The sequence below is a fragment of the Bradyrhizobium sp. sBnM-33 genome (assembly GCF_032917945.1).
Taxonomy (GTDB): domain Bacteria; phylum Pseudomonadota; class Alphaproteobacteria; order Rhizobiales; family Xanthobacteraceae; genus Bradyrhizobium.
Window position 1 is genome coordinate 8,505,369 of sequence record NZ_CP136624.1, and the last position, 26,297, is coordinate 8,531,665.

Consider the following 26,297-nt stretch of genomic DNA (forward strand, 5'->3'; position numbering starts at 1 on the left):
GAGGCCAAGGACGAGCAACTTACCACCTCAGTAATGGGTTGAAAAGCACTGCAGTCAATCCGTCATTGACAGTGAAATACTTTGTAGGCCGGAAAAGTCCGGCTCGGGAAACAAGTTGATTGAGCGCAGTTAAGCGCCGCTGCCGGGTAATCGAAAGCGTCGACGCGTACGGTGAGAAGGCGAGACTTCATGTTCCATAGGCTTTTGGTAAAGCGCTCCTTGGCAAGTTCGATCACGCCCTGCGCGTCGGCCAAAATCGCTCTCCGGCAATCTAGGTGTCCCGACGCCGTCACGTAGCTTGGCGGATATCTCCAGCCCGTTCCACACTGATGATGATTTTTCCTTTCGGTTGCGGTCGCCGGCCATCCAACATCAGGTGGGCATCTCGCGCATCGGCTAGAGGAACGACCACGCCGATTCGTGTCTTGAGCTCACCATGATCAACAAGTTCAGCAATTCTGCCCAGCCGTTCGGTCGTCACTTCCACTAGAAAGAAGCCTGCAGTTACGCCGTGGCGCTTTGCGCGGTCTTGATCAGGCTGGGACACGGCGGAAACAAGTCTGCCGCCCGGGCGAAGTACTTGGAAGGAACGTGCTTGCGTGTCACTACCAACGAGATCGAGCACCGCGTCGGCATCCTCGACTTCATCTTCGAAGCGCTGCGTTCGAAAGTCCACCACTGTCTCTGCACCGAGGGACCGCACGTAATCGATGTCTTCCGTTCCAGCCGTCGCGACGCAGCGTAGGCGAGCGCGACGAGCGAGCTGAACAGCATATGCTCCGACGTTTCCCGCGGCTCCATGGATGACTACCGTCTGACCAGCTTTGAGGCCACCGTGCTCGAACAAACCCTGCCAAGCCGTGACGGCGATGACGGGAACGGAGGCCGCTTCGATAAAGCTAAGCGAGGTGGGCTTCTTCGCGAGCATCCCAGCGGATGCCACCGCGTACTCCGCGTACGCGCCAATGAACCGGGGGTTGGTCACTCCGAAGACCTGATCCCTGACGGCCATGTTGGATACGTCTGTACCCAGTGCCTCAACCTCACCGGACAGATCAGAGCCCAACGTGAGCGGAAGAGGTTGCGGTAACGCGCTCTTTCCGGCCCTTATCCACCCATCCCACGGGCCCACCCCTGCTGCGCGAACTTTGACAAGGACTTCGCCTGGGCCGGGGACCGGCCGGGGAATGACCTCGAGAACCATCACTTCCGGCGGGCCAAACTCGTGCACACGCCAAGCCTTCATCGTCGCTTCCCGGATGACGGTATCTGGCATAGCGGCGTCCTCGCGTCTCCAAAGTTAATTGTACGCGCGCGATGTGACTTGTGACGATCCTACTCGATGTTCGTGCGGGATGCCATCGCGACAGCCCGCGTCTGGCGCGCGGCCGCCGCTGTGCGTTAGGTGCGGGCGAAACCGGAGAATCCCACTAGCACAGCCCAGGTCGCGGCCGAATCCTCTTCATTGTACTTGATATCCGGACGTAGGGCCCGTCGCCGGTCTGACGAAGTGTTTGAAAGCTCGCCAAGAAAACCCCCAGCTCCAGGGAATTGTGCTCGACCAAGGGCAATAGCGACCGATAGCCCTGAGCAGTTCATGCGCGCGCGGATAACGCCCAACTAAGCGAGTGTCTCGGCGCTGCGCCTGTCGCTGATGGCAACAGCTAACAGCCTCTAACAATACCTAACGAGCGGTTTGCCGGCTTCTGCACCAATGTCGGCTCGGCCTTACCGGCTCGTCACGCTGCGCGGTGGCACAAGAGGTATCGCCGGTGACGTCGTCAGAAGGGGACAGACCATGCAGAACGCCAACGTCGTGATCAATTGGATTGCAGGAGCCGCCGTAGTGGCGACCGTCGCGGCTTGGGGGGTGATCGGTGGGAGTGCAGAAAGTAACGAGAAGGTCATAGCGGATGCCAATGGAAATTTGCATGTGCCGCAGGGTTATCGATCTAGCTACCAAATGCTAGGGAGCTGGGCGGTGGCTGCGGATCAAGGACAGGGCTCAAAGGAGATCCATGCTGTCTATGCGTCACCTGGAGTAATCGCCTCTTATCTAAAGAATGGACGATTTCCGGATGGTGCCGTTTTTGTCAAAGAAGTCTTTGAAGCCGCCACTCAACACATGACGACTGGTACGGTAAGTCACGCTGGGAACTTTAAGGGTTGGTTCGTCATGTTGAAGGACAGCAGTAATCGCTATCCGGCCAATAAGCTGTGGGGAGACGGTTGGGGCTGGTCATGGTTCGAAGCCGACAACCCATCGAGAACAACTTCCACCGATTACAAAACCGATTGCCAGTCGTGTCATACGCCAGCTCAAGCAACTGATTGGATTTATGTAGAGGGATATCCCCCACTTAAGCGATAGACGCAACAAATTCTCAGATGGGGGCGCAGCTTGTATCGCGCTCAGAACCGCAAGCGCGATCAGCTAAAATCAAGGAGCATTATTATGGTGACACGTGGATTCACCGGCAAGCGGCCCGCATCAGATCAATCAGATCGAATCCCCCCCGGGCAACACCTTGTCGGGGATTTCCCTGTCCTCTCCGCCGGCCCGACTCCGCGAGTCTCGGTTGAGAACTGGTCGTTCGCACTCAAGATCGGTCCACGCCCGGTGAAGCGCTGGACATGGGCGGAGTTCAATGCTCTGCCGCAGACCAAGATGACCCGCGACATCCACTGCGTCACCAAGTGGTCGAAACTGAATACACCGTGGACCGGTGTCCTGATCGATGATCTCCTCGCCGATGTCGGTCTTGAGCCGCCAACCTCCCATACACTGGCGCATTCACATGATGGCTACTCGACCAACGTGCCAGTGGGCGACCTCGTTGGTGGCAAAGCCATGATCGCAACCTACTACGACGGCAAGCCTTTGACCCCAGACCATGGCGGTCCGGCAAGGCTACTCGTCCCGCATCTCTACTTCTGGAAATCGGCGAAGTGGATCAATGGGCTTCAGTTCACCGAGCGCGAGGAGGCGGGTTTCTGGGAGCTGCGTGGTTATCATATCTATGGCGATCCGTGGCGCGAGCAGCGCTACTCAGGCGATTGACCGTGACGGGCGCGGTCATTCAGGCAGCTCACATTCCATGGCAGGAGGCCGTGATCGAACGTATCCGGCGCCAAACGAAGAGTGTGACGAGCTTCTTCCTTCGCCCCCAGAACTGGCGCTCCTTTCAGGCTGGCCAGCACCTCGACGTCCGGCTTACCGCGCAGGATGGTTATGTGGCACAGCGAAGCTACTCGGTCGCATCTGCGCCAGGGTTCGAGGGCCTTTACGAACTCATCGTGGAGCGTCTTGAAGGCGGAGAGGTTTCTCCCTTCCTCCACGATGTTGCCGAGGTTGGCGATACGATTGAGATACGCGGCCCGTTCGGCGGTCACTTTGCATGGAATCCCGGGGACGGCGGCCCCCTCCTTCTCATCGGCGGGGGCTCCGGGATCGCGCCACTCATGTCGATCCTGCGCCACCGCGCTACGGTCGGCGCCGCTGTCCCAACGATTCTTCTTTATGCCGCGCGCACCTGGGAGGACGTGATCAACCGTGAGGAATTGATCGCGCGCGATGCAGCCGAGCTCGATTTCACCGTTCTCTTCAGTCTGTCCAGGGACACCGCGCGCCGGTCGCAGGACGCTGGCCGCAGGATCGATGGGCCGATGCTCAAAGCTACGCTGGCGAGGCTTGGCGCTGCGCCCCGATTGACCTTTGTGTGCGGCTCAGATGGTTTCGTGGAAGCCGTCACCGGTCATCTTCTCGATTTAGGTCTGGTTCCAGAGACGATCCGTACTGAGCGATTTGGCGGTTAGTAGCACCACGCTGCTTTGAAGCATAAACGTCCATTTTTTCGACTGGAGAGGGATCATGGGAAACATCGGCGCCATCTTCGCAACTCATCCCCAGCGGCCTCCGGACCCATCACTGCTCGAGGCGTGCGTTGCGGCCTGCTACGATTGCGGTGGAGTATGCGCCGCCTGTTCCGATGCATGCCTGGGCGAGGCTCACGTGGCTGACTTGGGCTGCTGCATCCGAACCTGCCTTGATTGCTCGGATATATGCCTCACCACCGCGCGTATCGTCTCACGCCTTACAGAGCCGAGTCCGATGCTGGTGGAAGTGCAGTTGACGTCCTGCGCCGAGGCCTGCCTTATCTGCGCGGCAGAATGCGAACGCCATGCCGCCATGCATGAGCACTGCCGCATCTGCGCCGAGGCTTGCCGAGAGTGCGAGCAGGCGTGTCGCGCTTTGCTGCATGGCGCAGAAGCTGGTCAACAATGATGCGCTGAGTGTGAGCGTTGTGGCTCATTTAAGGCCTGCCCTCTAACGGGACTACTCTTTTACATGAAACTGGCGCGCATGCGCGCTGCAGATCTGGTTACGGAACCGCCGCGCGAGCACCAGGATGATCGCGAGGGCGATGATGTTCACGAGCTGTGTAACCATGAACACGGGATCGCCGATGGTGATCGAATGACCGAGAAAGACCGCTGACGACAACACCCATAGCGCGTAAGCGCGCTCGCTGATTCCGGCGGAGCACTGCTCAGTCCAGAGGTGCCAGATCTGAGGAGCGTAGGCGCCGATGACAAGCCCAGTCCCAATATACCCGATGACGGACAGCAAGTTTTCCATACCGTTCGCCCGCGTTGCCGGACTAACTATGAAGCATTCCTCGCGTCGCCCGCAAGGACGGGCCGGATCGGCCGCACGACAACCATCGCCCGGGGGTGCAGTCCTGATCGTCCTTGCGGCGGCCGTGGTCTACGATTCAGACGTGACCTTACCTTCCTGGGTATCACTCCAAGCGTATATAGAAGCATGCTGAGAATGCAATGGGCCTAGCGGTTTCACCGTTTGCTGATACGAAAGAGGCACAGTCGAACTGCTGGGATGGTTGGCGACTCGCGCGACCGGCATCCGGCCTTCGAAGGTCATCGCTTCGGTCCCCCGGCATCGAGCAGATAAAGAATGCGCGTGGGTCTCCGTATGCCTTCATGCCGACTGGCCGCACAATCATCGCCTGCGAAATGGACTAGGAATCCCAGATCGGTGATCGCAAGAACTCAAGGAAGCAGGAACGTCGGGGCAGATTGCGAGGCGAGCACCTACATGCTTTGGAATGCTCTTCCGCTCGGGCTGAGTGGCCTCATCGCTCGCATTAAGAGCGATGAGGGTTTGCAGCGCCGCCTCAGGCGGTCGCCCCTACTCGCCGGCGCAGTCTCCAGCCCGGGCGCGGGAAGTGACACGTATAGCCGGACGAATAGCGCTCGAGATAGTCCTGGTGTTCCGGCTCGGCCTCCCAGAATTCGCCGGCGGGCGTGACATTCGTCACAACGCGGCCTGGCCACAGGCCCGAGGCGTTGACGTCGTCGATTGTTCGGAGCGCCTCGTCGAGCTGCGCCTCGGAGACATAGAAAATCTCCGAGCGGTACGAGGTTCCGACATCGTTCCCTTGGCGATCCACTGTCGTGGGATCGTGAATCTGGAAGAACAACTCCAGAAGGTCGCGATAGCTGATGCGGTTCGGATCGAACTCGATCTCGATGGCTTCGGCGTGAGATCCATGGTTGCGATAGGTCGCATTCGGCACATCGCCGCCTGTGTATCCGACACGTGTGTTGACTACGCCGGGCAGTTTGCGGATCAGGTCTTGCATGCCCCAGAAGCAACCGCCGGCAAGGACGGCACGTTCAAACTTGCTTGTCATTATAGTCCTCCGTCTGTCCTTCACTGAAGATTGGCAGCAGGTCACCATAGCCCTCGGCTGCCATGTCCTCCAGCGCGATGAACCGCAGCGATGCGGAATTGATGCAATAGCGTGTGCCAGTTGAGTCTGATGGCCCATCCGGGAAGACATGTCCGAGATGGCTGTCGCCGTGCTTGGAGCGCACCTCTACCCGGCGCATGCCGTGACTGTCGTCAACACGCTCGACGACATTCTCCTCCACGATCGGGCGGGTGAAGCTCGGCCAGCCGGAGCCTGAGTCATACTTGTCGATCGAGGCAAACAACGGTTCTCCTGAGACCACGTCGACGTAGATTCCGGTGGCCTTGTTATCGACATACTCGCCTGAGAACGGCGCTTCGGTTCCGTCCTGCTGTGTGACCCGGTACTGCTCGGCAGTCAGCCGGCCGAGCGCTTGGTCCGTCTTCGCGTACTTTGTCCGCGCGCGTTCGATCGCGGCAATCAGCGAGATCCGTTTTTGGAGGCCCACCAGCGTTTCAACCGGTTCGCCACCCTTGAACAGCACCAAGGTCGGAATGCCACGGACGCCGAACTGTGCGGCCTTTCGCTTATTGTCGTCGACGTTGATTTTCGCGACGGTCAGGGCCGCGCCGTATTCGCCGGCGAGGTCTTCCAGGACCGGTGCGATGGCGCGACACGGGCCGCACCAGGGCGCCCAAAAGTCGACCAACACGAGGTCGTCTCGGTGGACAGCTACGTCGAAGTCGTCGTCGTTGATGTGGATCGGTTCGTTGGCAACAAGGGTTGTCATGTCATTACTCCTGTTCATGCTGCATGTTTCAGACTTGGCGCATCAGCGCCGATTGAAAGGCCGGCCAGGTAACGCTCGGCGTCGAGCGCAGCCATGGCACCGGTCCCGGCCGACGTGACTGCCTGCCGATAGACCGGATCGGCAACATCACCCGCGGCGAAGACGCCGGGGACACTGGTTTCGGTGGCGTTGCCGCCCAAGCCGCCTTTGGTCCGGAGGTAGCCACCGTCGCGGTCGAGCTGCCCGGCGAAAAGTGCCGTGTTCGGGTCGTGACCGATGGCGATGAAGACGCCATCCACGGCAAGATCCCGAGCTTCTCGAGTGCCAACATGGCGAACGCGCAGGCCTGTCACGCCGGATTGTTCACCCAGGACCTTCGCAACCTCATGGTCCCACAGGATCGACACCTTGCCCTCGGCGACCTTGGCGAACAGCCTGTCCTGGAGGATCTTCTCGGCCCTGAGAGCATCGCGGCGGTGCACGAGCGTGACATGGCTGGCGACGTTGGTCAGGAATAAGGCTTCCTCGACGGCGGTATTGCCACCGCCAACCACGGCGACCGGCTTGGCGCGGAAGAAGAATCCATCACACGTGGCGCACGACGAGACACCGCGGCCCCTAAATGCCGTCTCCGACGCCAGACCGAGGTAGCGAGCCGTGGCTCCGGTGGCCACAATCAGGCTGTCGGCCGTGTAGGCTCCGCCATCCCCGGTGAGACGGAATGGCCGGCTGGACAGATCGACAGCCTTGATGTGATCGCGGATCAGCGTCACGTCGAAGCGCTCGGCATGTTCGTGAAAGCGCTCCATCAGCTCCGGACCCTGCAGGGTGACGTCGCCGCCTGGCCAGTTCTCGACCTCTGTCGTGGTCGTCAACTGGCCGCCGATCTCCAGCCCGGTAATGAGAGACGGCGCGAGTCCTGCACGCGCGGCATAGATCGCGGCGGTATAACCGGCAGGTCCGCTGCCAAGAATAACGACGCGGGAATGCCGCGCCTCGTCGGCGGCACTCTTGCCACGGCCAAGCAGCGGATCGAGCCGGCCGGCCGCGTCGAGCGCCGCAAGATCGTCGAAGCCGCCGACATGCCGTCCGTCAATGAATATCTGGGGTACGGTCTGCCGTCCGGATCGCTGGATCATCTCCGCCTGAAGGACGGCGTCATGCGTCACGTCGATCTCGGTGAACTCGGCGCCCTTTGCAGTCAGCAGCTCTTTGGCTCGGGCGCAGAAGCCGCAGTAGTCCTTGGTGTAAAGCTCCACTTTGGACATAGTTCATATCTCCTTTGTCATCTCGGATCGGCCTTGATTCTTAACCGATCGGTCATTATTTCATGCAAACGAAAGCGACCTATTGGCCGCCTGTACCGTCTGCAAATGGTCGTTCGTGACCGATCGGTCAAGAAAGGGAGACGTCACAAATGCTTGAGCGGAAGGTGATCGGCCGGCCCCGCGAGTTCGACGAGGACCAGGCCATGGCGAAGATCATGGATGTGTTCTGGGAGAAAGGCTTCGAAGGCGCGTCCATGAGCGATCTCGAGTCCGCCACCGAGCTGAGAAAAGGCAGCCTCTACGCGGCTTTTGGCGACAAGCGCGCCATGTATCGGAAAGCACTTGCGCTCTATGATCGAACGGCTATCGACGAGTCCGTGCATATGCTCACTGGCATCGATACGCCAGAGCGACGCATCGGCAAGTTCCTCCAAGCGCCAATTGATGCCTTAGCGGTCACAAATGATCCCCGAGGCTGCTTCTTATGCAACGCGTCGATTGACCAAGCGGTCGTGGATCCGGAAACAGAGCGCTTGGTCAAGGGAAGCTTAGAACGTCTTGGGCGCGTGCTGGAAAAAGTGCTCTCAGAGTTGAGCGCGATCGACAACACCCGGCGTCGCGCGGCCGCTCAACATCTCTTGTCAGTTTATTTCGGACTGCGAGTTCTGGCTAAGGCCGGTCAGCCTGTTAGGATGCTGAAGGCTGCCAGGGAAGCAGCGCTTCGCAGCGTTTTGCCGATCAAATGAAACAAGTATCTCTGGCTGCGCTGAGGTCGCGCGCGAAAAGGGATCACGTTGCGAGTCTGCGCGGAACAACAAGTTTGGCCTTCAGAATCTGAACGACCTCGCCACGCTGGTTTATCGTCCGGCTGAGAAGGACTATCGTGCCGCGATCGGGTCGCGAGCGCGATGGCGTAATTTCAACGATTTCGCTCTCAACGTGGAGTACATCTCCGGGGCGGGTCGGCGCCGGCTAGCTCAACTCTCCCCCGGCCCCGACAATGCCGCCAGCGAGTGGCGGGCCACTCTCAACATTGAGACGCATCGTGATCGCAGCGGTCTGCCAGCCGCTTGCCGCTAAGCCATTGAAAAACGTGCGTTCCGCCGCTTGCTTGTCCGTGTGAAAAGGCTGCGGATCGAATTGAACCGCGAACGCCTTGATCTGGGCTTCGTCAAGCGTGTGTGTCCCGCTGGTAAAGCGCTGTCCGACATGCAGATCGTCAAGATAGAGGCGGTCTGACAGGGTCGACTCGTCCATGTTCAACCTCTTTCGTTACGGCTAGTTGCAAAGGCCCTTGTCGCACGGTGGAGAAAGCGTTCAGCCGCGCCGCCCCGCGGTTCGACCCCCGTTACTCGCGACATCCACTGCGTCACCAAGTGGTCGAAGCCGTCGTGCCAGCCTGATCCTCAGGTGAAGCGAAAGTCTGAGAGGTCAATGGTCACCAATGGCGCATCGAGAACCGGCATCAAGTTGTCGTCGCGCAGATAGGCTCGCCGCTTAGTCGGAATCTTGATGCCTTCGACGCTGACTGGATTGGAGATGTATTGGGCAGCCGGGAAGCTTCCAGCGATCTCCACCCTGTAATCGTGCCGACGGATAAGCATATCCGGTCCGAAATAGAAATCCTGCTCGGTGCTGTGGCTTGCGATTTCCGGAGGGAAGGTCGCCCTCAATCCGCGCCACGTCTCCGCACCCTCGCGCCATGGCTCAATTTCGCGGACCTTGAAGCCGTCCATTGCAAGCAGGAATGGCGCGGTCAGGTACGTCCAGAGGGCATACCCATTGAAATAGGCGCGCTGCAGCGGATCCCAAGTGGTCCTCATGTCGTGTCCCGCGAATGACGTGCGCGGATTTAGTCGCTCTGCCACGGTTCCCCTTCCCTCAGCTTCGATCGCGATACGCTCCGGAGTAAAATCTGTACGTTGTCCGGCCTTCCCGTATGGCTCAACGGAAGCCCATTCTCGATGGAGATCGACTCGCATCGTTCGCGGGCTTGGATCCTGATTGACGGATTTCAATGCCCAAAGCTCGCCACCGGTCACGATCGTTGCTGTGAGGCGACGGTGGCCTTTCCACCGATCCAGACCGCCATGTGCTTGGATGGCGTCAGCCAAAAGTTCAATCATCTTGTCCTCCCAACGCTCACGCGGGCTGTTTGAGCGATCGAATATCGATCGGCATTTTTCGCAGACGTTTGCCAGTTGCCGCGAAGATGGCGTTGCTGATGGCTGGCACGATCGCTGACGTGCCCGTCTCGCCCATACCGCCCGGTGCCTCCGAGCTTTTGACGACGTGGACCTCGATCGTAGGCGCTTCGTTCATGCGCAGGATTTGATAAGTGTCGAAGTTCGTTTGTTCGACACGGCCGTCCTTCAGCGTAATCTCGCCATAGAGCGCCGCAGTGGTGCCGAAGATGATCCCGCTCTGTATCTGCGCCTGGACCGTGTCAGGATTGACCACGGTGCCACAATCAACGGCGCACACCACGCGATGAACGCGGACGGCTCCGCCCTTTGACACCTCAACCTCGGCAATTTGTGCGAGGTAGCTGCCGAAGGCGAATTGCAACGAGACGCCGCGCCCCCTTCCTTTCGGCAGAGGCTGTCCCCAGCCTGCCCTTTCGGCGGCAAGCTCAAGCACCGCCCTGGCACGTGGCGACTTGTCAAGCAGAGCCCGCCTATAGCCGACCGCATCCTGCTTCGCCGCGGCCGCCAGTTCGTCCATAAAGCTTTCGACGACAAAAACATTGTGCGACGGACCAACGGACCGCCAGAAGGCCGTCGGTATACCGGCCGGCTCGACCCGCACATACTCGACGTGGAAATTCGGAAGGGCGTAGACGAGATCGATCGCGCCTTCGATCGAGTCCGGATCGAGCCCGTTCTTGAAAGCCGGAGGCAGATACCGCGCGATCACGGACGAGCCCGCGAAGCGATGACGCCAAGCCACCGGCTTGCCTGTTTCGTCGAGACCGGCGGTGAACCGGTCGAACCAATAGGGCCGGTACATGTCGTGCTGGATGTCTTCTTCGCGAGTCCAAACGACTTTCACGGGGCCATTCACATGTTGTGCGATCTGAACGGCACGGATCACACCGTCGACCTCGAGCCGCCGGCCAAAACCGCCGCCGATCAGATGGTTGTGTACGATCACCTTCTCGGGCGGCAGGCCGACCGTCTTTGCCGCTGCGGCTTGGACACGCGCCACCGCCTGGCTGCCAACCCAGATCTCGCACGTGTCCTTGCGAAGATGAACCGTGCAGTTCATCGGCTCCATCGTCGCGTGGGCAAGGAACGGAACCTGATAGTTTGCCTCAACTTTGCTCGCGGCGCCTGCCATCGCCTTGTCTGCATCACCGATACTCTGCGCCACAGCGCCCGCCGAAAGTGTCGCTTGCTCAAGCTCTTTCGCAATCACTTCAGTGGTGAGCCCAGCATGCGGGCCGTCGTTCCATTCGACCTTGAGCGCTGCTAGTCCTTTTTTGGCGGCTCCCATGTGGTCGGCGACAACCGCAACAGCATCGTCGAGCCGCACAATTTGACGCACGCCCGTTACGGCCCTAGCCGCCGCATCGTCCAGACTCTTCACTCGGCCCCCGAACACGGGTGACTGCGCGAGCGTCGCAAACTTCACGCCTTGCGGACTTGCGTCGATGCCGTAGACGGCCGTCCCATTGACCTTCGCCGGTGCGTCGAGGCGCTTGGTCGGCGTACCGATCAGCTTGAAAGCCCCGGGTTCCTTCAGCATGACACTGACTGGAACAGGTATCTTCGCTGCGTCGGCGGCGAGCGCACCGTATGTCAGGCGTCGCCCGGTCTCCGCGTGGATCACCTCACCGTCCTGTGCACTGCAGGCCTTCGGATCGACGCCCCAGCGCTTGGCCGCTGCGGCGATGAGCATGGTCCTTGCGGTTGCTCCCGCCTCGCGCAGCGGTTTCCATGCCCCGCGCATCGCGTTCGAATTACCGGTAAGCTGCACCCCAAGCAGCGGATTGGCGTAGAGCTTTTCGTTCGGCGGGGCATGCTCCAGGCGCACCTGGTTCAGACTGACTTCGAGCTCTTCCGCGATTAGCATAGGAATAGACGTGTATGTTCCTTGGCCCATCTCCACATAGGGCATGGTAAGCACGACCCGTCCGTCCTGCGCGATGCGAATGAAAGCGTTCGGCACGAAACTGTCGGAAGCAGCGTCACTGCGGCCGAAAGGCAAGCTCAAACTCAGCATCAAGCCGCCGCCGGTGGCCGCAGCCGTGGCCAGGAAGCCACGCCGCGAAAGGCTGGTGTCGGAAGCGCGGGGTTCGGTGCGATCCAGCGTCATGGTCAGCCTCCGCTAACGTTCGATTGCGCCGCGAGCTTGATGGCTTCGCGGATGCGGATGTAAGTGCCGCAACGACAGATATTGCCGCTCATGGCGTCATCGATGTCGGCGTCGGTCGGGCGCGGATTGCTCGCCAGCAGCGCCGCGGCTGACATGATCTGCCCGGACTGACAGTAGCCGCATTGGACGACCTCATGCTCCAGCCATGCCTTCTGAATTTTCGCGCCGACATCCGTCTTGCCCACCGCTTCAATCGTCGTGACCTGCGCGCTTCCGATACTGTCAACCGGTGTGATGCAAGACCGGGTGGCAACGCCGTCAACATGTACCGTGCAAGCGCCGCACAGCGCCGCGCCACAGCCGAATTTCGTGCCGGTCATGCCGAGTATGTCGCGCAGGACCCAGAGCAATGGCGTGTCGCTATCAACATCGGCACTACGCGTGGTTCCGTTGACTTCGATTGTGAAGCCCATGATGTCGTCTCCTTCCTGATTGCCGGATTAGCCGCACATTCCCGGCATGCTCGCGTGTTCGATCAGATTGGACTAAGTGAAATGTTTCAGCTGCCAAGCAGGCCGACGTGGTACCCAAGGCGGTTCTCCACATCACCAGATCGATGGAAGCCGCGCGCCATTAGCGCCTTGATCCTGGCCTGAGTGGCAGGACGTCCAAGGGAAGCGATGAAGGCGTCCCACTCGGGTGCGATGTCCGCGTCGGCTGGCAGGCTTGCCGCATTAACTAAGCGCTTGGTATCCGCAATCGCCTGCTTATCGAAAGACGCGATCCGCATCGCCAGCGCATCGACAAAGCTGTCGAGCTCCGCGTCAGGAAAAGAGCGGTTCACGTATCCGTAACGCTCGGCGAGATCCCCGCGAACATCATCCGCCCCAAGGAGAATCTCCAGCGCACGTCCGCGGCCAACGAGACGAGGCAATCGAGCCATCGGTCCGCCACCGGGGACTAGGCCGGCGCCGACTTCCCATTGCGACAAGATGGCCTTTTCGCGGCTGGCAAAACGCATGTCGCTCGCCAGCGCAAGCTCACTGCCGACCCCTGTCGCTCGCCCACGGATCGAGGCGATCGAGACGACCGGCGCTCGGCTAAGCCGTACCAGCATGTCAGGGAGTGCTTGCAGGCCAGTCGGTCCGGGCGGAATGCTCGTCGAATCCTCAAGGGGTGAGAGGAAATCGTAATGGGTCAGGAAGAAGCCTTCTACTGCGCTATCGAATACGACGACCTTAACATGATCGTCCGTTTCCAGAGCCGTGATGATCGCATTCAATTGCGGGATAGTCTCTGGTCCGAAGACGTTCAGTGGCGGATGGTCAAACGTGACCCGCCAATATGAGGGCAGGCGTCGCTCAAGTAAGACGCGTGGTGTCGCATTTGGCTTTTCCGGAAAGTTCATGAAGTACTCCCCCAGACCGCAGGGAAGTGAGCACACCGCTCTTTTCCCCTCAACGTCTGTCGCTTTGGCTCGGGAATATTCGCGCACAAGGCGGCAAATTGCTTGTTATGTGTTGTTAGACAATGTTAGCGCATGGACGCGAGAGTGCAGCGGAGGAGCCTCCGGCCGGCAACAAACCACATTGATCGTTTGCTGCTTCCAAACCCGGTCGGAGACGATCAGATTGAGCGTGTACGTTGTTCGCGCCAGAATAGCTCGAGCGGTAGCAGATTGAGGATAGCAGCACGAACTACGGTGCGGAAGCGCGACTTTCCTTTACTACTTTCCGAGTGCGGCCTGCGGCGGGTTCCGAAAACTGATTGCCATGCGGTTGTAGGCGTTCATCAGGCCGATCGCGATCGTGAGGTCCACGAGCTCGCGCTCCTCGAACACGGCGCGTGCGGCCTGATACGCGTCATCCGGCACGCCGGTATCGGCGACGCGCGTCACCGTCTCGGCCCACGCAAGCGCGGCGCGTTCGCGCTCGTCGAAGAGATTGCCGGCTTCCGCCCACGCCTGCACCAGCGCGAGCTTTTCGATCTTCTCTCCCTTCTTGAGCAGGTCGCGCGTGTGCATGTCGAGGCAGTAGGCGCAGTTGTTGATCTGGGAAATTCGCAGGTACACCAGCTCGACCAGCGCAGGGGGAAGGCTGCTCTGCATGACGTAGCCGTAGACGCTGCCCAGCGCTTTCACGCCTGCCGGTGCAATCTGGTTGTAATCGAGGCGCTTGCTCATTTTTTGCTCCTGAATGACGGGTCTCGCTCAACGGGGGTAGTCAGTTCTTTTTCGTCGGTATCGACGACGAAAACTGCGAGCAGCCTTGCCGGCTTGGCCTTGCTCGCATTGCGACTGACGGGATGACGTGAGCCCGGCGTCTCGTAAAAGCTTTCGCCGGCGCGGTAGACCCGCTTGGGTTCGTCATTCACCTGGGACTCGATTTCTCCCGACAAGACGTAGCCGAAGATGAAAGCCGATTTGGCATGGATGTGCGAAGGCGACGCCCCGCCCGGCGCATAGTCGACAACCAGGGCGACCAGTGACTTGCCTGGGATATTGGGTATTGTCTGCTGAAAGTGCGGCGTGACCGTTTCGCCGACGCCATGCGCGGCGGCAGGCACCGCAGTGGCGATGGCAATCGCAGCATAGGCCGCGCCGAAGATCGATCGTATTTTCATGGTGGTGTTCTCCTTTGCGCTCATGGGTGCTGTTGTACTGGCCCCGAAAAAAAGCCGCGAGACCGATCGGCTGCTCACCTGCGAACCACATCCAGTCGACGAACACCCACCGTGTATGACTGATGGGATCTCGTCTCTCCGATCCTCAAACCTTACAGCGAAGTCAGCGCGAGACCGGCTCGGCCAGCTTGATCGCTACGTCGATGTTGCCCCGTGTCGCTTTTGAGTACGGACAAATCTCGTGTGCTTCGTCGACCAGAGCTTGGGCAAGGTCGCGCTCGACGCCCCGAATGCTGACGTTGAGGCCAGCGCTTAGGAAGTCGCCGCTGGCCGCAACGTTCAGATTTACTTCTGCGTCGATCGTGATGCCGGCCGACAGGGTAATGTTCCTCCTTTGGGCGGCCAATCTGATCGCATGCTCAAAGCAGGCCGACCAGGCTGCAGCGAACAGGTGCTCCGGGTTGGTGCCGATGCGGCCTGGAGCCGCCAGCCTGATGTCCAAGTACCCGTCCGAGCTGCGCGAGACGCCATGCTTGCGGCCACCTGTGGTGTGGATTCTGGCAGTGTACACGACCTTTGAAGTCTCGCTCATGGGCCCATCCTTCGTATCTGCGTCACGCCTGGGCGACATCGATGATCGCATCGACGAAAGACTTTGGGGCCTCCTGAGGCAGGTTGTGCCCGATGCCGCCCTCGATATGGCGGTGCTCATACTTGCCGACGAATTTCTTCGCGTAAGTTTTAGGGTCCGGGTGTGGCGCGCCATTCGCGTCACTTTCCAGGGTAATGGTGGACACCGTAATGATCGGGAATTCGGCAAGCCGCTTTTCGAGGCCGGCGTATTTCGGCTCACCTTCGGCCAGACCGAGCCGCCAACGGTAGTTATGGATCACGATATCGACGTGATCGGGGTTGCCGAATGCCGCCGCGCTGCGGGCGAACGTCGTATCGTCGAAGCTCCATTTCGGAGAAGCGAGCTGCCAGATCAACTTATTGAAGTCGTTCCGGTTTGTCTCGTATCCCAGCCGTCCGCGCTCTGTGGCAAAATAGAACTGGTACCACCACTCGAGTTCGGCCTTCGGCGGCAGCGGCATCCTGCCAACGTCCTGGCTGCCGATCAGATATCCGCTAACGGCGACGAGCGCTTTGACGCGCTCCGGCCAGAGTGCGGCGACGATGCCCGCCGTTCGCGCGCCCCAGTCGAAGCCGGCGAGGACTGCCTTATCGATCTTCAGCGCATCCATGAAAGCGATGACGTCAACCGCCAGAGCCGACGGTTGGCCATTGCGGAAGGTCTCGCTGGAAAGAAAGCGCGTCGGGCCGTAACCGCGCAGATAAGGAACCAGCACGCGGTAGCCGGCCGACGCCAGCATCGGCGTCACATCGATGAAGCTGTGAATGTCGTAGGGCCAGCCATGCAGGAGAATCACCGGTGGACCATCGGGCGGGCCCGCCTCTGCGTAAGCGACATTCAGGACCCCGGCGTTGATGTGCTTCAGTGGCCCAAGCGAGGCGTTTGTACCTGGTTTGATGAGTGGTAACGTCGCTTTTCCTGCCTGTGCCTCCGCTGAAGGCACGATGCCGAACGAAGTGGCTGCCGCGATCGCGGCCGCTCCGCTCACGAAGGTTCGGCGACGCCGGTCGATGTTTTCTGGGGTTTTGGGATTGTCCATTGTCTGACTCCTAGAGGGCGAAACCGTCTTCGCTACGCCGCATCGGCGGTTCGGTATCGCGCCGCCACGGAATTGAGAGAAAGATTCGGCATGAGCGTTTGACGCGCCTCTTCGAAGGCGGTCCAATCCCCTGCGTCGGGAAGCGAGGGGATGGTGACGAGTTCGCCCTGATCGAAGCCGGCAAGCGCAGCATCGACGAGGTCGTCCGACCGCATGACGATATTGCTCGGCAGATTTTCGTGCGAGCCGCCCGCCGCGTTCCAGAAGTTGGTCGCGGTCGCACCGGGCAAGACGGCCTGGATACGCACGTTCTTGTCAACCAGCTCCTTGTGAAGCGATTGGCTCAAGGCCAGCACGAAAGCTTTCGTCCCGCCATAGACGCCATTCAGGACTTCCGGCGCGATGGCCACCACTGAGCTGATGTTGATGATCGCGCCACCCCCGCGGCCGACGAACGCCGGAGCAGCGGCATAGGCGAGCCGCGTCAGCGCCGTGACATTGAGGCCAATCATCGCCTCCATGGCGTCAACGTCGGACTGCAGAAGCGGTTCGAGCGCGCCGACGCCCGCATTGTTGACCAGCATCGTGATCCTGGTGTCGGTGGCGAGGATCGTCTCGATTCGCTTCAGATCTGCCCTGTTGTTGAGGTCGGCGGCGACAGGCTTGACCACACGTCCCGTCGCGCCGGTGATGCGCGTCGCCAGGTCGTCGAGCCGGGCTTGGTTGCGTGCGACGAGGATAAGGTCGTGGCCGCGGCGGGCCAGCCGGTCGGCATAGATCGCGCCGATTCCGGCGGAGGCTCCTGTCACGACTGCGACGCCTTTAGGGGAGGTCGACATGGCACTTTATCCTTTTGGGTTGCGCCGCTGGCGCGTGGGTTTTGTTCGGGTTTCCTGATGCTCTCGAGTTGCTCAAGACCTACCCTCGGAAAGCAGGAAACGCCCGTTATGCGTTGTGAGATGCTGTTAGCCGTTGTCCGGCGGGTCAGCCGAACGTGAAGGCGAAGACCTCCGCGCCGGAGCCGAAGAACTCGATTTCGAACTGGCGATCGGCGATTGGGCCGGGTTGCCGGATCAGCGTGTACATCCGCTGTTCGGTCACCGTGCCGTAGCCCTGCTCGTCGACGTCGACCCCACGGGCGGAGCTTGGCGGCTGTCCGTCGATCAGCACACGGAATTTTATGGGCGATCCACGCACTGCCGGACCCATGACGAGGTGAAGGTCGCGGGCGTGAAAGCGGTACGTGACGCTTCCTCCGGCTTTGTTCAGAGCGGCGGCATCCCGCTTCACCGTCCACTCGCCGGAGAGAGCCCATTCATTCAGGCTCAGCTGCGCGGGCGGTCGATACAGGCGCGGTTTGTCCCGCAATACGCCGTCTGGTGACGCAAAGTTCTCGGTGCGCTCGAACCCGACATAGTTTTCGAGAGATTTGAGATTGGCCCAGTCGGGGGCAGCCTCGTGGGCGCGGGCATCCACCGTAACCGGCTTGTCACTGACGCTAGTGGCTCCGGCCTCTCGCAGCAGCGCCTGGATGACCATCTCCGACTGCTCATAGGAGCCTTCGCCAAAAAAGGAATGGCGGACACGTCCTTGCGCATCAATCAAGTAGAGAGCCGGCCAGGCTTGGTTCTCGAATGCGCGCCAAATGGTATGATTGTTGTCGACCGCAACTGGGTAGTCGACCTTCATGTCTTCCGCGGCCCAGCGAACGTTTGCCGTGTTCGTTTCGAATTCGAACTCCGGGGCGTGAATGCCAATCACCACCAGTCCCTGGTCCTTGTATTTCTCATGCCAGGCACGGACATACGGAAGCTGACGACGCCAGTTGATGCAGGTGTAAGTCCAGAAATTGACCAGGACGACCTTTCCGCGCAGAGATTCCGAGGTCAGAGCCGGCGAATTTAGCCATTCGTTCGCGCGGTCAAGCGATGCCAGCGCATTTTGACCGGCAGACGGGCCGATAGGGAATCCGTGAAGGAACGGAACGCGCGCTCCGGTGGACGTCATCGGCTGACCTTTCATTTCGCTGACAAAGCCGGCGATCGGCGCCCCGATCGCCGCGGCAAGGATTGCTGCCACCAAGAGTTTGTTTATGTTCATCGGTAGATCACTTCAGGTTTGAACGAGATTGTCGTGGCTTCGCGACGGAGCGGTCGGGCAATTAGGGTAGCTGCTGGTTCAGGCCTCGATCGAGGTCTCACGGGCCATTGCGCACTCATCGGAATGAAGCACGCACCTCATCGATGGCCTGCTTCGGGGTCTGGAGATGAGGGTAGTGCCCGATGCCGGTAAGAAGCGTGAGTTCGGCGTTCACCCTTTCGGCGAACTCGATTCCCATTTCTTTCTTGATGTAGAGGTCTTTCTCGCCCCAAACCACCTTCACCGGAGTTTTGAGCCGGGCCAGTTGCGACTCGAAGTGATCTTGGTCCCGCGTAAAGTGCGCGTAGTAGTGGGAGAACGCGTCTGCCGTCGTCATCGAACCCTGGCTCCATCCACGGGACATGTCATCCTTGAATTCCGGCGAAACCTCGAATTGCGTTTCATTGGACAAGCCTCTTCTGAAGGCGTTTTCGAGGATATCGTCGCGATTCTTGTTCAGATTGGCGCGGGCCTGCTCCATCGAAGGCCCCGCCTTCAGGCTTTGCAGGCTTTCGTACATGTAATGGGGTCGGTTGAACGGGGCGAAGTCGCCGACGATGAGAGTCTTCGCGATATCGGGTTTTTCCAGGCCCAGGAGAAGCGCTGGCAGGGCCCCGATATCCGTTGCGTAGATCGTGAGCTTCGACGTGTCGATGCCTGCTTTTGCTATGTAGTCATTCAGAACACGCGCGTAGTCCTTGGGCGCGTAGGAGAACCTGTCGACCGTCGGCCGCGATGAAAGGCCGTAGCCCGGCCAGTCGAAAGCATGGACTTCGTAGTCATCGGCGAGGGCGAGGGAAATGTTCTTCCAGGCGTACAGGGTCTCCGGAAACCCGTGCAGAAAGAGAACGGTTCCTTTCGGTCGCGGATTGTACACAACCATTCTTCTGAGCGTGATGTCCTTGTCGATTTCGAAGAAGCCGATATCGGCTTTCCTTTCTTGCTCGGAGGGAGCTTGGGCGTGTCCCGGCGCGGCAGAACTGCAGAGCATTGCAATGCCTGCGAACAAGTTCCGGAATAATGGCTTTGGCATGTCAGTTGCCCTCCCTGTATGACCGGATCACTTAACGAGACGATCGACTTGCGCTTGCAGTCGCGGGCCGAGCAGCAGGGTCGCGGGAATGACAATAACGTACCCAATAGCCCAGGAACGCAGCCATGCGAGGGCCAATTCGTTCGAGAAGCCCAGATTGAGGGCGAGAAGGACGAAGGAAATGATTCCGGTCGTCACGACGCCCATCGAAAGTGAGAAAGCGATTTTCCGTTTCAGCTGCGTGTTCATGGATAGTCTCCTTGGTTCGGATGTCGTCTGCGTCGCGGGTTCAATGTCTTCGCCGCGCTTTCCTTTTGCTCTCGCGGTCAATACGGCGGCGCCTTGCGCTGTCGCTGCGCCTTGGCCGCTTCCACCCACCACGTAAGGTCGTCGGCAAAACGGGGGAACGCCTGCTTAAGCGCCTGACCGTTTTCCCCAACAGGTTGGCCTTCGACCGACAAGGTCTGTCCGATCGGACCAACACCAATAGTGCTGGAAACCACCACCATTCCCATCTCGGAGAGTGTACCGTGCCAGGCGGTTGCCGCGCGCGCACCGGACAAACGACCGGCGGAATAGCTGACGATCGCTGCGGGCCGCCAGAACCATTCCTCCAGGAAATGATCCGTGAGGTTCTTCAGCCCGGGCTGGACGCCCCAATTGTACTCGCCAGTGATGAACACGAACCCGTCGGCGTCGCGGATCTTGCCGGCGAGCTGCTCAAGGCGTTCGGGAGCTTCGCCCTTCGGATATTCCTTGTACATTCGATCAAGTATCGGGAGATCGATCGCCTTGGCGTCGATCAACTCGACGTCATCGCCCCGGCGTCGCAACTGCTCGATCACAAATTGAGCGAGCCGAATCCCCATCCGATCCGAACGATAGGAGCCGTAAAAGACGAGAATGCGATTGCGCACGGCAAACCTCCGTTGGTGAAGTTTGAGCTGCTGCTATTGCGGCAGGTCCTTGCCGGCCTGCTCTGCAATCAGGTACTCGGCGTACCATTCAGGCCAGTTCTCATCGTGCCGTCCCCCGAGGCGCTTCTCGTACTGGCCGTGTGCTTCTGCCGCCCGCCGGAGAGCGGCCGCCAGATCGGCTCCCGAAGAAAACTTCGTTTGGCTCGCGTCTACGCGTCCGGGAAAGCGCGCGGTGACCTCCTGCAGTAGCCAGGAGTTGCCGTCCGGGTCGCTGAACGGGGCGTACGAGAAGTAGCTGCGGCGCTCCGGATCCGGGCCGGGCATCGGCGGATGTCCGGGAGCGGCAATGTGGAAGATTTCGCCCACATCGACGCCGCGCCCGACGAACTCGGCGCGCGCCGCCTCGATATCTGATACCACGAGGAACAACCCTTGTGCCGTGCCGGGTGCGGCTGATGTGACGCCCATCCCGAAGTGGATCGAAGTCGGCGAGCCTGGAGGCGTGAATTGCACGCCCCGAAAATGGTTACCGTCGATAAAGTCGGCGTCGAGTCTCCAGCCCAGGCGGCTGTAAAACTGCTTGGCGCGATCAACGTCCGAGACGGGAATCGCGACAACCTCGAGTTTGAGGTCAATGCCCCTCGCCCTCGAAGGATCGATTTCAGAGTTGTTGCGTACTTGGATGTTCATTTTCAGCTCCTGTGGTTCGTGTGACTTGAGATGGTGACGAGTTTCACTTGCCCAGCGCGGAGAGCGGCCTGCCTTTTTCGACGATGTACGTGGCGAGCTCCGCGGCATTGCCGCTGCCGACATTCTTCACCGCGTGATGCGTTCCGTATGGGATGAGCAGCACATCGCCGGCCTTGAGCGTCGCCGGCGGTCTGCCGTCGAGCTGATATTCGAGCACGCCTTCGATGATATAGACGAGCTCTTCACCTGGATGGCTATGCCTGACGGCGACCACGCCCGGGGGGAAATCGACGCGCACCTGAACGACCTCGCGTCCAGGGATGCTCAGATCTTCCTTCATGAGATTTGTGCGCTTAATATCGCCCAGACGCACTTCTTGAGATTGCGCTGCGTGCGGAGCCAGACTGACAGTGGCGATCAGCGCCGCGATGACGGCCATCATTCGAGTCGATTTCATGTAAATCTCCGTTTCGATGTGTGTGTGTGTGTGTGAGAACCGGTTTCGGTCAGGGTTGTCGGAGCGGCCGGAACGCTGCGCGGATCTCCTGGGAGAAGAGCTCAGGCTGCTCCCACGCAGCGAAGTGGCCGCCTTTGTCGACCTCGTTGAAGTAAATGAGGTTGCGATAGGCGCGACGAGCCCACGTCTCCGGGGCGCGATAGACCTCTTCCGGAAACACGGTGATGGCGACCGGGAGCGATATCTCGCTGGTCTTCTGGGCGGTCGCGAGAACGACACTTTGGCCGGCGGTTTCCCAGTAGATGCGCGCTGCCGATGTCGCTGTATTGGTCAGCCAGTACAGCGTGATGTCGTCTAGAACATCATCTCGGTGAAGCCTGCGCGCGGGCTCGCCGTTGTTATAGTCAAAGATCCAGGCCGCAAGCCCAATCGGAGAGTCGGCCAGGGCGTAGCCGATTGTCTGCGGCCGCGTGCCCATCACCACGCCATAGGCACGGTACTTCTTGAAGAACGTGTTGAGCGAGTCGAATGCTGCGCGTTCCTTGTCAGAGAGCCCCGCAGGCGCGGGACCGCCGGTGGCGAGCACCGTGACCACGTCGGAGGGTACCGTCGCCGGGAGGTTGATATGGATGCCGAGCAATCCGGGAACCGCTTGGCGGGCCATCGAGCTCGAGACGGGTGAACCCCAGTCGCCGCCCTGGGCGACGTAGCGGGAGTAGCCAAGACGCTTCATCAATTCCGCCCAGGCGCGAGCGATGCGATCGGGATTCCAGCCCTTATCCTTTGGCCGGCCGGAAAAGCCGTAACCGGGCATCGATGGAATCACGAGATGGAAGGCGTCCAATGCGTTTCCGCCATGCGCCGTGGGATTGGTGAGAGGATCGATGATCTTCAGCTGTTCGATGATCGAGCCCGGCCAACCGTGCGTGACGATCAGCGGTAACGCATTTTCATGCTTTGAGCGGACATGAATAAAGTGAATGTCGACGCCGTCAATTTCGGTCAGGAACATGGGAAGCGCATTCAGTCGCGCTTCCACCTTGCGCCAGTCGTAGTCCGTGCCCCAGTAGCGGATCACCTCCTGGAATTTTGCGAGCTGTGGGCCCTGCGACCCGTCATTGACAGTTTCCTGATCCGGCCAGCGGGTGGCAGCGATACGCCGGCGCAAATCGGCGAGCTGCCCTTCCGATACGTGGACGCGGAACGGCCGGATGGCGTCCGCGGCAAGAGCGGCGGCGAGCTGTGACGGGAAGAGGCTTGCGGCACCCGCTACGGTGATGCCCATCGCAGCCATGCTCAAAAGCTGGCGACGGTTGTGGTCGATTGCTTCGATGGTCTTGCTGGTGTTCATCGGGCGCTCCGTCAGCTCGGCGGTGGTGTTGCCCAAGAACTACGTCCAAGACGCAGGAAACGCCCGTTATGCGTTGTGAGACGTTGTTAGACGCTGCCAGCGCTGCCACCGTCTGGGCGGTACTCGAGCGGCAGGTCGGAACCGCCGCGGCGAATTCACCGGAAGATGGAGACGGCTGATAAGTCAGCGAAAATCAGGACGTGGGCGGTACGTCCGTCGGATGCGCTAACCTAAAGTCGTCAATAGGCGCTGGGCGGCTTTGAGGTCCGGCGAGTTCACGCCTTCGGTAAATTTTCTGACGATCGGAAGCAGGAGCCCGCGCGCATCCTTGACACGCCCTTGGTCGGCCCACAACGCTGCAAGGTCAGTGGCGGTTCGCAGCTCCCACACGTGAGAGCCGTGATTGCGGCTCAGTTCGAGCGATTGCTTGAAGCAAGTCTCGGCCTCTTTGGTCCGAGGCTTCGGCATCTTCAGTAGGATGCTTCCTTTGAGGCGCAAGAGCTCGGGGGTGTAAGGGATGCCACCCTTCGCTTCAACCAATTGTATCGTTTCGTCGATTAGGGTGACGCCTTCCATGAATCGACCCGTGGCGGCGTATCCGCGAGCGAGCATAATGCCGAATCGCGCGGTGAAGCGCTCGTAATGCGCCGCGTGGAGTTTCTCCAAGCAATCTCTTAACGTTTTGACCCCGGCCTCGACATCGCCGCGGCGGATAGCGAGCTCGGCTTGGAGGCCGCGCCCCACATCGACATAAGGCCCGAAGTATTGCGTTTCCGCGCGGGAAACAAACCAGTCCAAGTGCTGCTCGGCGGCGTCAAGCTCGTCGGTCCACAGCAGTACAGTGATTGCAGTCAGCGCAATGACGAGCGATATCGGATGGTTCATGCGCTCGGCGTCATTGACCGCTTTAAGCGCTTTTGCCGATGCCTGCTCCGAATAGCCCTGCAACCAAAGGGTCGTGGCCAGTGACGCTCCGGCCAAACTGAGATGATCAAACCCAAAATAGGCTGCACGGCCCGCTGCCGCGCTTGCTTCACGTTCAAGTGCTGCCTCCAATTCCGCCCGCGCGCCATTGAGATCGCCCGCGAGATGGCGCGAAATCCCCAATAGCGAATGTGCCAGTGTAGTCAGCGTGACGTCATCAAGTTTGCTGGCGATGATGGAGCAGTGCTCGGCGCACCGCAAGGCGAGACGATAATCGCTGCCGCGCAGGTGGAATAACTGCAGCATACCCAGCATTGCGGCCGTATGGAAGGCGTCGCTGCATTGTTGGGCAATCTCAAGGCTTCTGTTTAGAGCCGCGTGGACCCGATCGCTGTTGCCGCGCGTGAACATCAGCGAAATTCCAAAACCGGCCGTAAGCTGCATTTCTTCGCGGCCGCCCCTGCGTGAATCATCGAGAGCGAGGAGGCCGCGCTCCGACCAGCGCTGGCATTCGATCAACAACGACATCGCCAAGAAGACCGGCGCAGCGGCGGCTGCTAGCTCAATACCGATTGATACGTTGCCGTTTTCGCCAAGGCACCACTCCAAAGCCGCGCGGACATTGTTGAGACCGGCAAAGAAAGGTGCCCGTTCCGTGCCGGTCGTCAGTGTCTCCCATTCGTTTCCGGTCTGCTCCAGCCAGCGCCGATAATAGGTCGCATGACGCACGGCCAGATCGGCTGCGTCGGTGGGGTCTAAGCTGATGTCGAGGGCGTAAGCGCGGGTGGTGTCGAGCAAACGGTAACGCATCATCGCCCCGATCGGGCGGGTGGCGACCATCGACTTGGCGACGAGGCTGTCGATCGCGCCAAACACAATCGATCGATCGAGGGGCGCGCTGGTAGCGACGTCCAGCGCCGCGTCGAGCGTGAAATGTCCAACGAAAACGGCGAGCCGGCGAAGCACCACCCGTTCCTGCTCGGACAGGAGCCCGTAGCTCCAGTCAAGCGTGGCCTGCAATGTCTTCTGGCGCGGCGGTGCCGTGCGCGACCCGTGCCACAGCCGTGCCAGACGTTGATCCAAAAGCGTGGCGGTCTGCTGCAACCCGTGGGATTCAACGCGTCTGGCCGCGAGCTCGATCGCAAGCGTCACACCGTCAAGCTTCCGGCAGATGTCTGCGATAAGGGGAGCTTCCGCATCGCTGAGATCCAGGCGCGCGCCGCTCGCAATCGCGCGCTCTACGAACAGCTGACATGCCGGAAACTGCTGGACAGCCGCCGCCGTAAGCCCCCCCGGGGCGTCCGGGGGACACGCAAGCGCATCCAGCCGGTAAACGTGCTCGCCCTCGATCCGTAGGGCCTCGCGGCTCGTAGCCAGGATGTGCACTTGCGGCGCAGCCTCTATGATCCTTGCAGCCAGCGGAGCAACCGTTTCCACCAAATGTTCGCAGGTATCGAGAATCAAAAGAATCCGTCGGCTCCTCAGAAATGCAATGAGACCGGGCGTTACATCGTCCGACTGGATCGACTGTCCCAGCATGGAGGCGACGGCCGTCGCTGCAAGCTTCGGATCGTTCAGCATCCCGAGATCGACGAAGAGGACAGAACCTGCGAAGGCGTCCACCAGGTGATGTGCAACAGCGATCGCGACCGTCGTCTTGCCGACGCCACCAGCGCCGACGATGGTGACAAATCGCGAAGCGGTCAGGTCGGCTGACAGCTTCAGGACATCATCATCTCGGCCGACGATTCGGCTCAGGCGACCGGGAAGATTGGCGTACGGAAAGTTGGCGGCGGCGGGCGCCACCTCGGGCGCGCTGCTTCCACGCGAGACAGGCGCGACGAAGCAATAGCCCCGCCCTGCGACGGTGGTGATATATCGCGCGCCGTCCGTTCCGTCGCCGAGCGCCTTGCGCAGGCTCGCCATATGAAACCGCAAGCTACCCTCTTCGACGGTGACGTCCGGCCAAACCCATGACATCAGTTCCTTCTTGCTGATGATTTCATTCGGCCTGGAAATCAGCGCGATCAGCATGTCGAGCGCTCTCGCACCCAGATCGACCGGGACGCCGTGTTTCGTGAGAAGCCTTTCGCTCGCCACTAAATTGAAGGGGCCAAACGACAACCTATCGCTGGCCTGATCCGGTACCGTCGCCATGGGGTCTACTTTCCATCTCGCGGGTTTCCGGGCGGCACTTTATTTCAAGAGTCACCTCCACACCACCAAGAGAGTGGTGAATCTGCTTCCCCTCGGTCCCAGACCCTCCAACACCGCCCGGAAGGTGGGCGGCGCTGGCAGCGTCTAACAACTTCTTACGACGCATAACGGGCGTTCGTGTCGTGCTGGAGATATCCAGGCTTCATCCGAACCGTGCACACGAGCACCGCAACAAGCGCCATCAA

The 26,297-nt window shown here is 60.3% G+C and carries 28 protein-coding genes and 3 pseudogenes; 5 read left to right on the forward strand and 26 right to left on the reverse strand.

Annotated elements, in window-relative coordinates; all coding sequences use genetic code 11:
- Positions 1-62 precede the first annotated feature (62 nt).
- Together RX328_RS39895 and RX328_RS39900 are read right to left on the reverse strand one after the other, a co-directional pair.
- Entirely contained in the window at positions 63-254 is a 192-nt protein-coding gene (locus tag RX328_RS39895; RefSeq protein WP_213246651.1) for a hypothetical protein, read from the reverse strand.
- A gap of 35 nt (positions 255-289) precedes the next feature.
- On the reverse strand, positions 290-1,246 hold the full coding sequence (locus RX328_RS39900) for an NADP-dependent oxidoreductase (RefSeq protein ID WP_213247079.1): 957 nt from the start codon (positions 1,244-1,246) through the stop codon (positions 290-292).
- A gap of 552 nt (positions 1,247-1,798) precedes the next feature.
- On the opposite strand from RX328_RS39900, the gene RX328_RS39905 reads away from it, so the two are divergent.
- The 4 genes from RX328_RS39905 (at position 1,799) to RX328_RS44020 (ending at position 4,285) form a co-directional block, all read left to right on the forward strand.
- Positions 1,799-2,371: a cytochrome P460 family protein gene (locus tag RX328_RS39905; protein WP_213246649.1), complete on the forward strand. Its 573-nt coding sequence runs from the start codon at positions 1,799-1,801 to the stop codon at positions 2,369-2,371.
- A gap of 84 nt (positions 2,372-2,455) precedes the next feature.
- Entirely contained in the window at positions 2,456-3,061 is a 606-nt protein-coding gene (locus RX328_RS39910) for a sulfite oxidase-like oxidoreductase (protein ID WP_213247077.1), read from the forward strand.
- Positions 3,062-3,063: 2 nt separating this feature from the next.
- Entirely contained in the window at positions 3,064-3,816 is a 753-nt protein-coding gene (locus tag RX328_RS39915; protein ID WP_312017936.1) for an FAD-binding oxidoreductase, read from the forward strand.
- A gap of 373 nt (positions 3,817-4,189) precedes the next feature.
- Positions 4,190-4,285: a four-helix bundle copper-binding protein gene (locus RX328_RS44020; protein ID WP_410734089.1), complete on the forward strand. Its 96-nt coding sequence runs from the start codon at positions 4,190-4,192 to the stop codon at positions 4,283-4,285.
- 51 nt (positions 4,286-4,336) lie between these two features.
- On the opposite strand, the gene RX328_RS39920 is transcribed toward RX328_RS44020, so the two are convergent.
- From RX328_RS39920 to RX328_RS39945, 6 genes and pseudogenes are all read right to left on the reverse strand, one after another.
- Positions 4,337-4,639 (reverse strand): PQ-loop repeat-containing protein, encoded by a 303-nt coding sequence (locus RX328_RS39920; RefSeq protein WP_317258587.1) that lies wholly within the window; start codon positions 4,637-4,639, stop codon positions 4,337-4,339.
- A gap of 556 nt (positions 4,640-5,195) precedes the next feature.
- Positions 5,196-5,714, reverse strand: coding sequence for a peptide-methionine (S)-S-oxide reductase MsrA (gene msrA / locus RX328_RS39925; protein ID WP_213246643.1), 519 nt, complete (start codon positions 5,712-5,714; stop codon positions 5,196-5,198).
- Positions 5,698-6,186 carry a peptide-methionine (R)-S-oxide reductase MsrB gene (msrB, locus tag RX328_RS39930; RefSeq protein WP_312017942.1) on the reverse strand — a complete coding sequence of 163 codons (489 nt, stop codon included), beginning with the start codon at positions 6,184-6,186 and terminating at the stop codon, positions 5,698-5,700. The genes msrA and msrB overlap by 17 nt, the downstream gene beginning before the upstream one ends.
- 51 nt (positions 6,187-6,237) lie before the next feature.
- Positions 6,238-6,522, reverse strand: a pseudogene (gene trxA / locus RX328_RS39935) (thioredoxin); the annotation flags it as partial.
- Entirely contained in the window at positions 6,519-7,532 is a 1,014-nt protein-coding gene (gene trxB, locus RX328_RS39940) for a thioredoxin-disulfide reductase (RefSeq protein ID WP_249726056.1), read from the reverse strand. The gene trxB and the pseudogene trxA, both read right to left, overlap by 4 nt.
- A 54-nt stretch (positions 7,533-7,586) precedes the next feature.
- Positions 7,587-7,772: pseudogene (locus RX328_RS39945) on the reverse strand (glutaredoxin family protein); the annotation flags it as partial.
- 149 nt (positions 7,773-7,921) lie between these two features.
- Between RX328_RS39945 and RX328_RS39950 the strand changes: the two are divergent.
- Positions 7,922-8,518, forward strand: coding sequence for a TetR/AcrR family transcriptional regulator (locus RX328_RS39950; RefSeq protein WP_213246639.1), 597 nt, complete (start codon positions 7,922-7,924; stop codon positions 8,516-8,518).
- Positions 8,519-8,561: 43 nt separating this feature from the next.
- On the opposite strand, the pseudogene RX328_RS44025 reads toward RX328_RS39950, so the two are convergent.
- The 18 genes and pseudogenes from RX328_RS44025 to RX328_RS40040 all read right to left on the reverse strand — a co-directional run bounded on the left by RX328_RS44025 (position 8,562) and on the right by RX328_RS40040 (position 26,052).
- Positions 8,562-9,029: pseudogene (locus RX328_RS44025) on the reverse strand (MaoC family dehydratase).
- Positions 9,030-9,178: 149 nt separating this feature from the next.
- Entirely contained in the window at positions 9,179-9,898 is a 720-nt protein-coding gene (locus RX328_RS39960; protein ID WP_213246637.1) for a hypothetical protein, read from the reverse strand.
- A 16-nt stretch (positions 9,899-9,914) separates the two neighbouring features.
- Positions 9,915-12,089, reverse strand: coding sequence for a xanthine dehydrogenase family protein molybdopterin-binding subunit (locus tag RX328_RS39965; RefSeq protein WP_213246635.1), 2,175 nt, complete (start codon positions 12,087-12,089; stop codon positions 9,915-9,917).
- Between the two features lie 2 nt (positions 12,090-12,091).
- Positions 12,092-12,562, reverse strand: coding sequence for a (2Fe-2S)-binding protein (locus RX328_RS39970; protein ID WP_213246633.1), 471 nt, complete (start codon positions 12,560-12,562; stop codon positions 12,092-12,094).
- A gap of 86 nt (positions 12,563-12,648) precedes the next feature.
- Positions 12,649-13,497 carry an enoyl-CoA hydratase/isomerase family protein gene (locus tag RX328_RS39975; protein WP_213246631.1) on the reverse strand — a complete coding sequence of 283 codons (849 nt, stop codon included), beginning with the start codon at positions 13,495-13,497 and terminating at the stop codon, positions 12,649-12,651.
- A gap of 318 nt (positions 13,498-13,815) precedes the next feature.
- Positions 13,816-14,271, reverse strand: a complete 456-nt coding sequence (locus RX328_RS39980) for a carboxymuconolactone decarboxylase family protein (RefSeq protein ID WP_213246629.1) — start codon at positions 14,269-14,271, stop codon at positions 13,816-13,818.
- Entirely contained in the window at positions 14,268-14,711 is a 444-nt protein-coding gene (locus RX328_RS39985) for a cupin domain-containing protein (protein ID WP_213247071.1), read from the reverse strand. The genes RX328_RS39980 and RX328_RS39985 overlap by 4 nt, the downstream gene beginning before the upstream one ends.
- A 163-nt stretch (positions 14,712-14,874) precedes the next feature.
- Positions 14,875-15,303 (reverse strand): Ohr family peroxiredoxin, encoded by a 429-nt coding sequence (locus RX328_RS39990; protein WP_213246627.1) that lies wholly within the window; start codon positions 15,301-15,303, stop codon positions 14,875-14,877.
- Between the two features lie 22 nt (positions 15,304-15,325).
- Complete coding sequence (locus RX328_RS39995; RefSeq protein WP_213246625.1) at positions 15,326-16,384, reverse strand: alpha/beta fold hydrolase; 1,059 nt, start codon at positions 16,382-16,384, stop codon at positions 15,326-15,328.
- Between the two features lie 32 nt (positions 16,385-16,416).
- Complete coding sequence (locus RX328_RS40000; RefSeq protein WP_213246623.1) at positions 16,417-17,223, reverse strand: SDR family NAD(P)-dependent oxidoreductase; 807 nt, start codon at positions 17,221-17,223, stop codon at positions 16,417-16,419.
- A 145-nt stretch (positions 17,224-17,368) separates the two neighbouring features.
- Positions 17,369-18,463 carry a redoxin domain-containing protein gene (locus RX328_RS40005; protein WP_312017934.1) on the reverse strand — a complete coding sequence of 365 codons (1,095 nt, stop codon included), beginning with the start codon at positions 18,461-18,463 and terminating at the stop codon, positions 17,369-17,371.
- A gap of 136 nt (positions 18,464-18,599) precedes the next feature.
- Positions 18,600-19,556, reverse strand: coding sequence for an alpha/beta fold hydrolase (locus RX328_RS40010; protein WP_213246619.1), 957 nt, complete (start codon positions 19,554-19,556; stop codon positions 18,600-18,602).
- A 27-nt stretch (positions 19,557-19,583) separates the two neighbouring features.
- The gene (locus RX328_RS40015) at positions 19,584-19,805 is read right to left on the reverse strand and encodes a DUF2798 domain-containing protein (RefSeq protein WP_213246617.1); all 222 of its coding nucleotides are present in this window, start codon (positions 19,803-19,805) and stop codon (positions 19,584-19,586) included.
- A gap of 77 nt (positions 19,806-19,882) precedes the next feature.
- Positions 19,883-20,473: an NADPH-dependent FMN reductase gene (locus tag RX328_RS40020; RefSeq protein ID WP_213246615.1), complete on the reverse strand. Its 591-nt coding sequence runs from the start codon at positions 20,471-20,473 to the stop codon at positions 19,883-19,885.
- 33 nt (positions 20,474-20,506) lie between these two features.
- Positions 20,507-21,163: a VOC family protein gene (locus RX328_RS40025; protein WP_213246613.1), complete on the reverse strand. Its 657-nt coding sequence runs from the start codon at positions 21,161-21,163 to the stop codon at positions 20,507-20,509.
- A 43-nt stretch (positions 21,164-21,206) separates the two neighbouring features.
- A complete protein-coding gene (locus tag RX328_RS40030; protein WP_213246611.1) occupies positions 21,207-21,620 on the reverse strand; it encodes a cupin domain-containing protein in 414 nt (137 codons plus the stop codon).
- Between the two features lie 49 nt (positions 21,621-21,669).
- A complete protein-coding gene (locus RX328_RS40035) occupies positions 21,670-22,971 on the reverse strand; it encodes an epoxide hydrolase family protein (protein WP_213246609.1) in 1,302 nt (433 codons plus the stop codon).
- A gap of 225 nt (positions 22,972-23,196) precedes the next feature.
- Positions 23,197-26,052 (reverse strand): ATP-binding protein, encoded by a 2,856-nt coding sequence (locus RX328_RS40040; RefSeq protein WP_213246607.1) that lies wholly within the window; start codon positions 26,050-26,052, stop codon positions 23,197-23,199.
- Between the last annotated feature and the right edge of the window lie 245 nt (positions 26,053-26,297).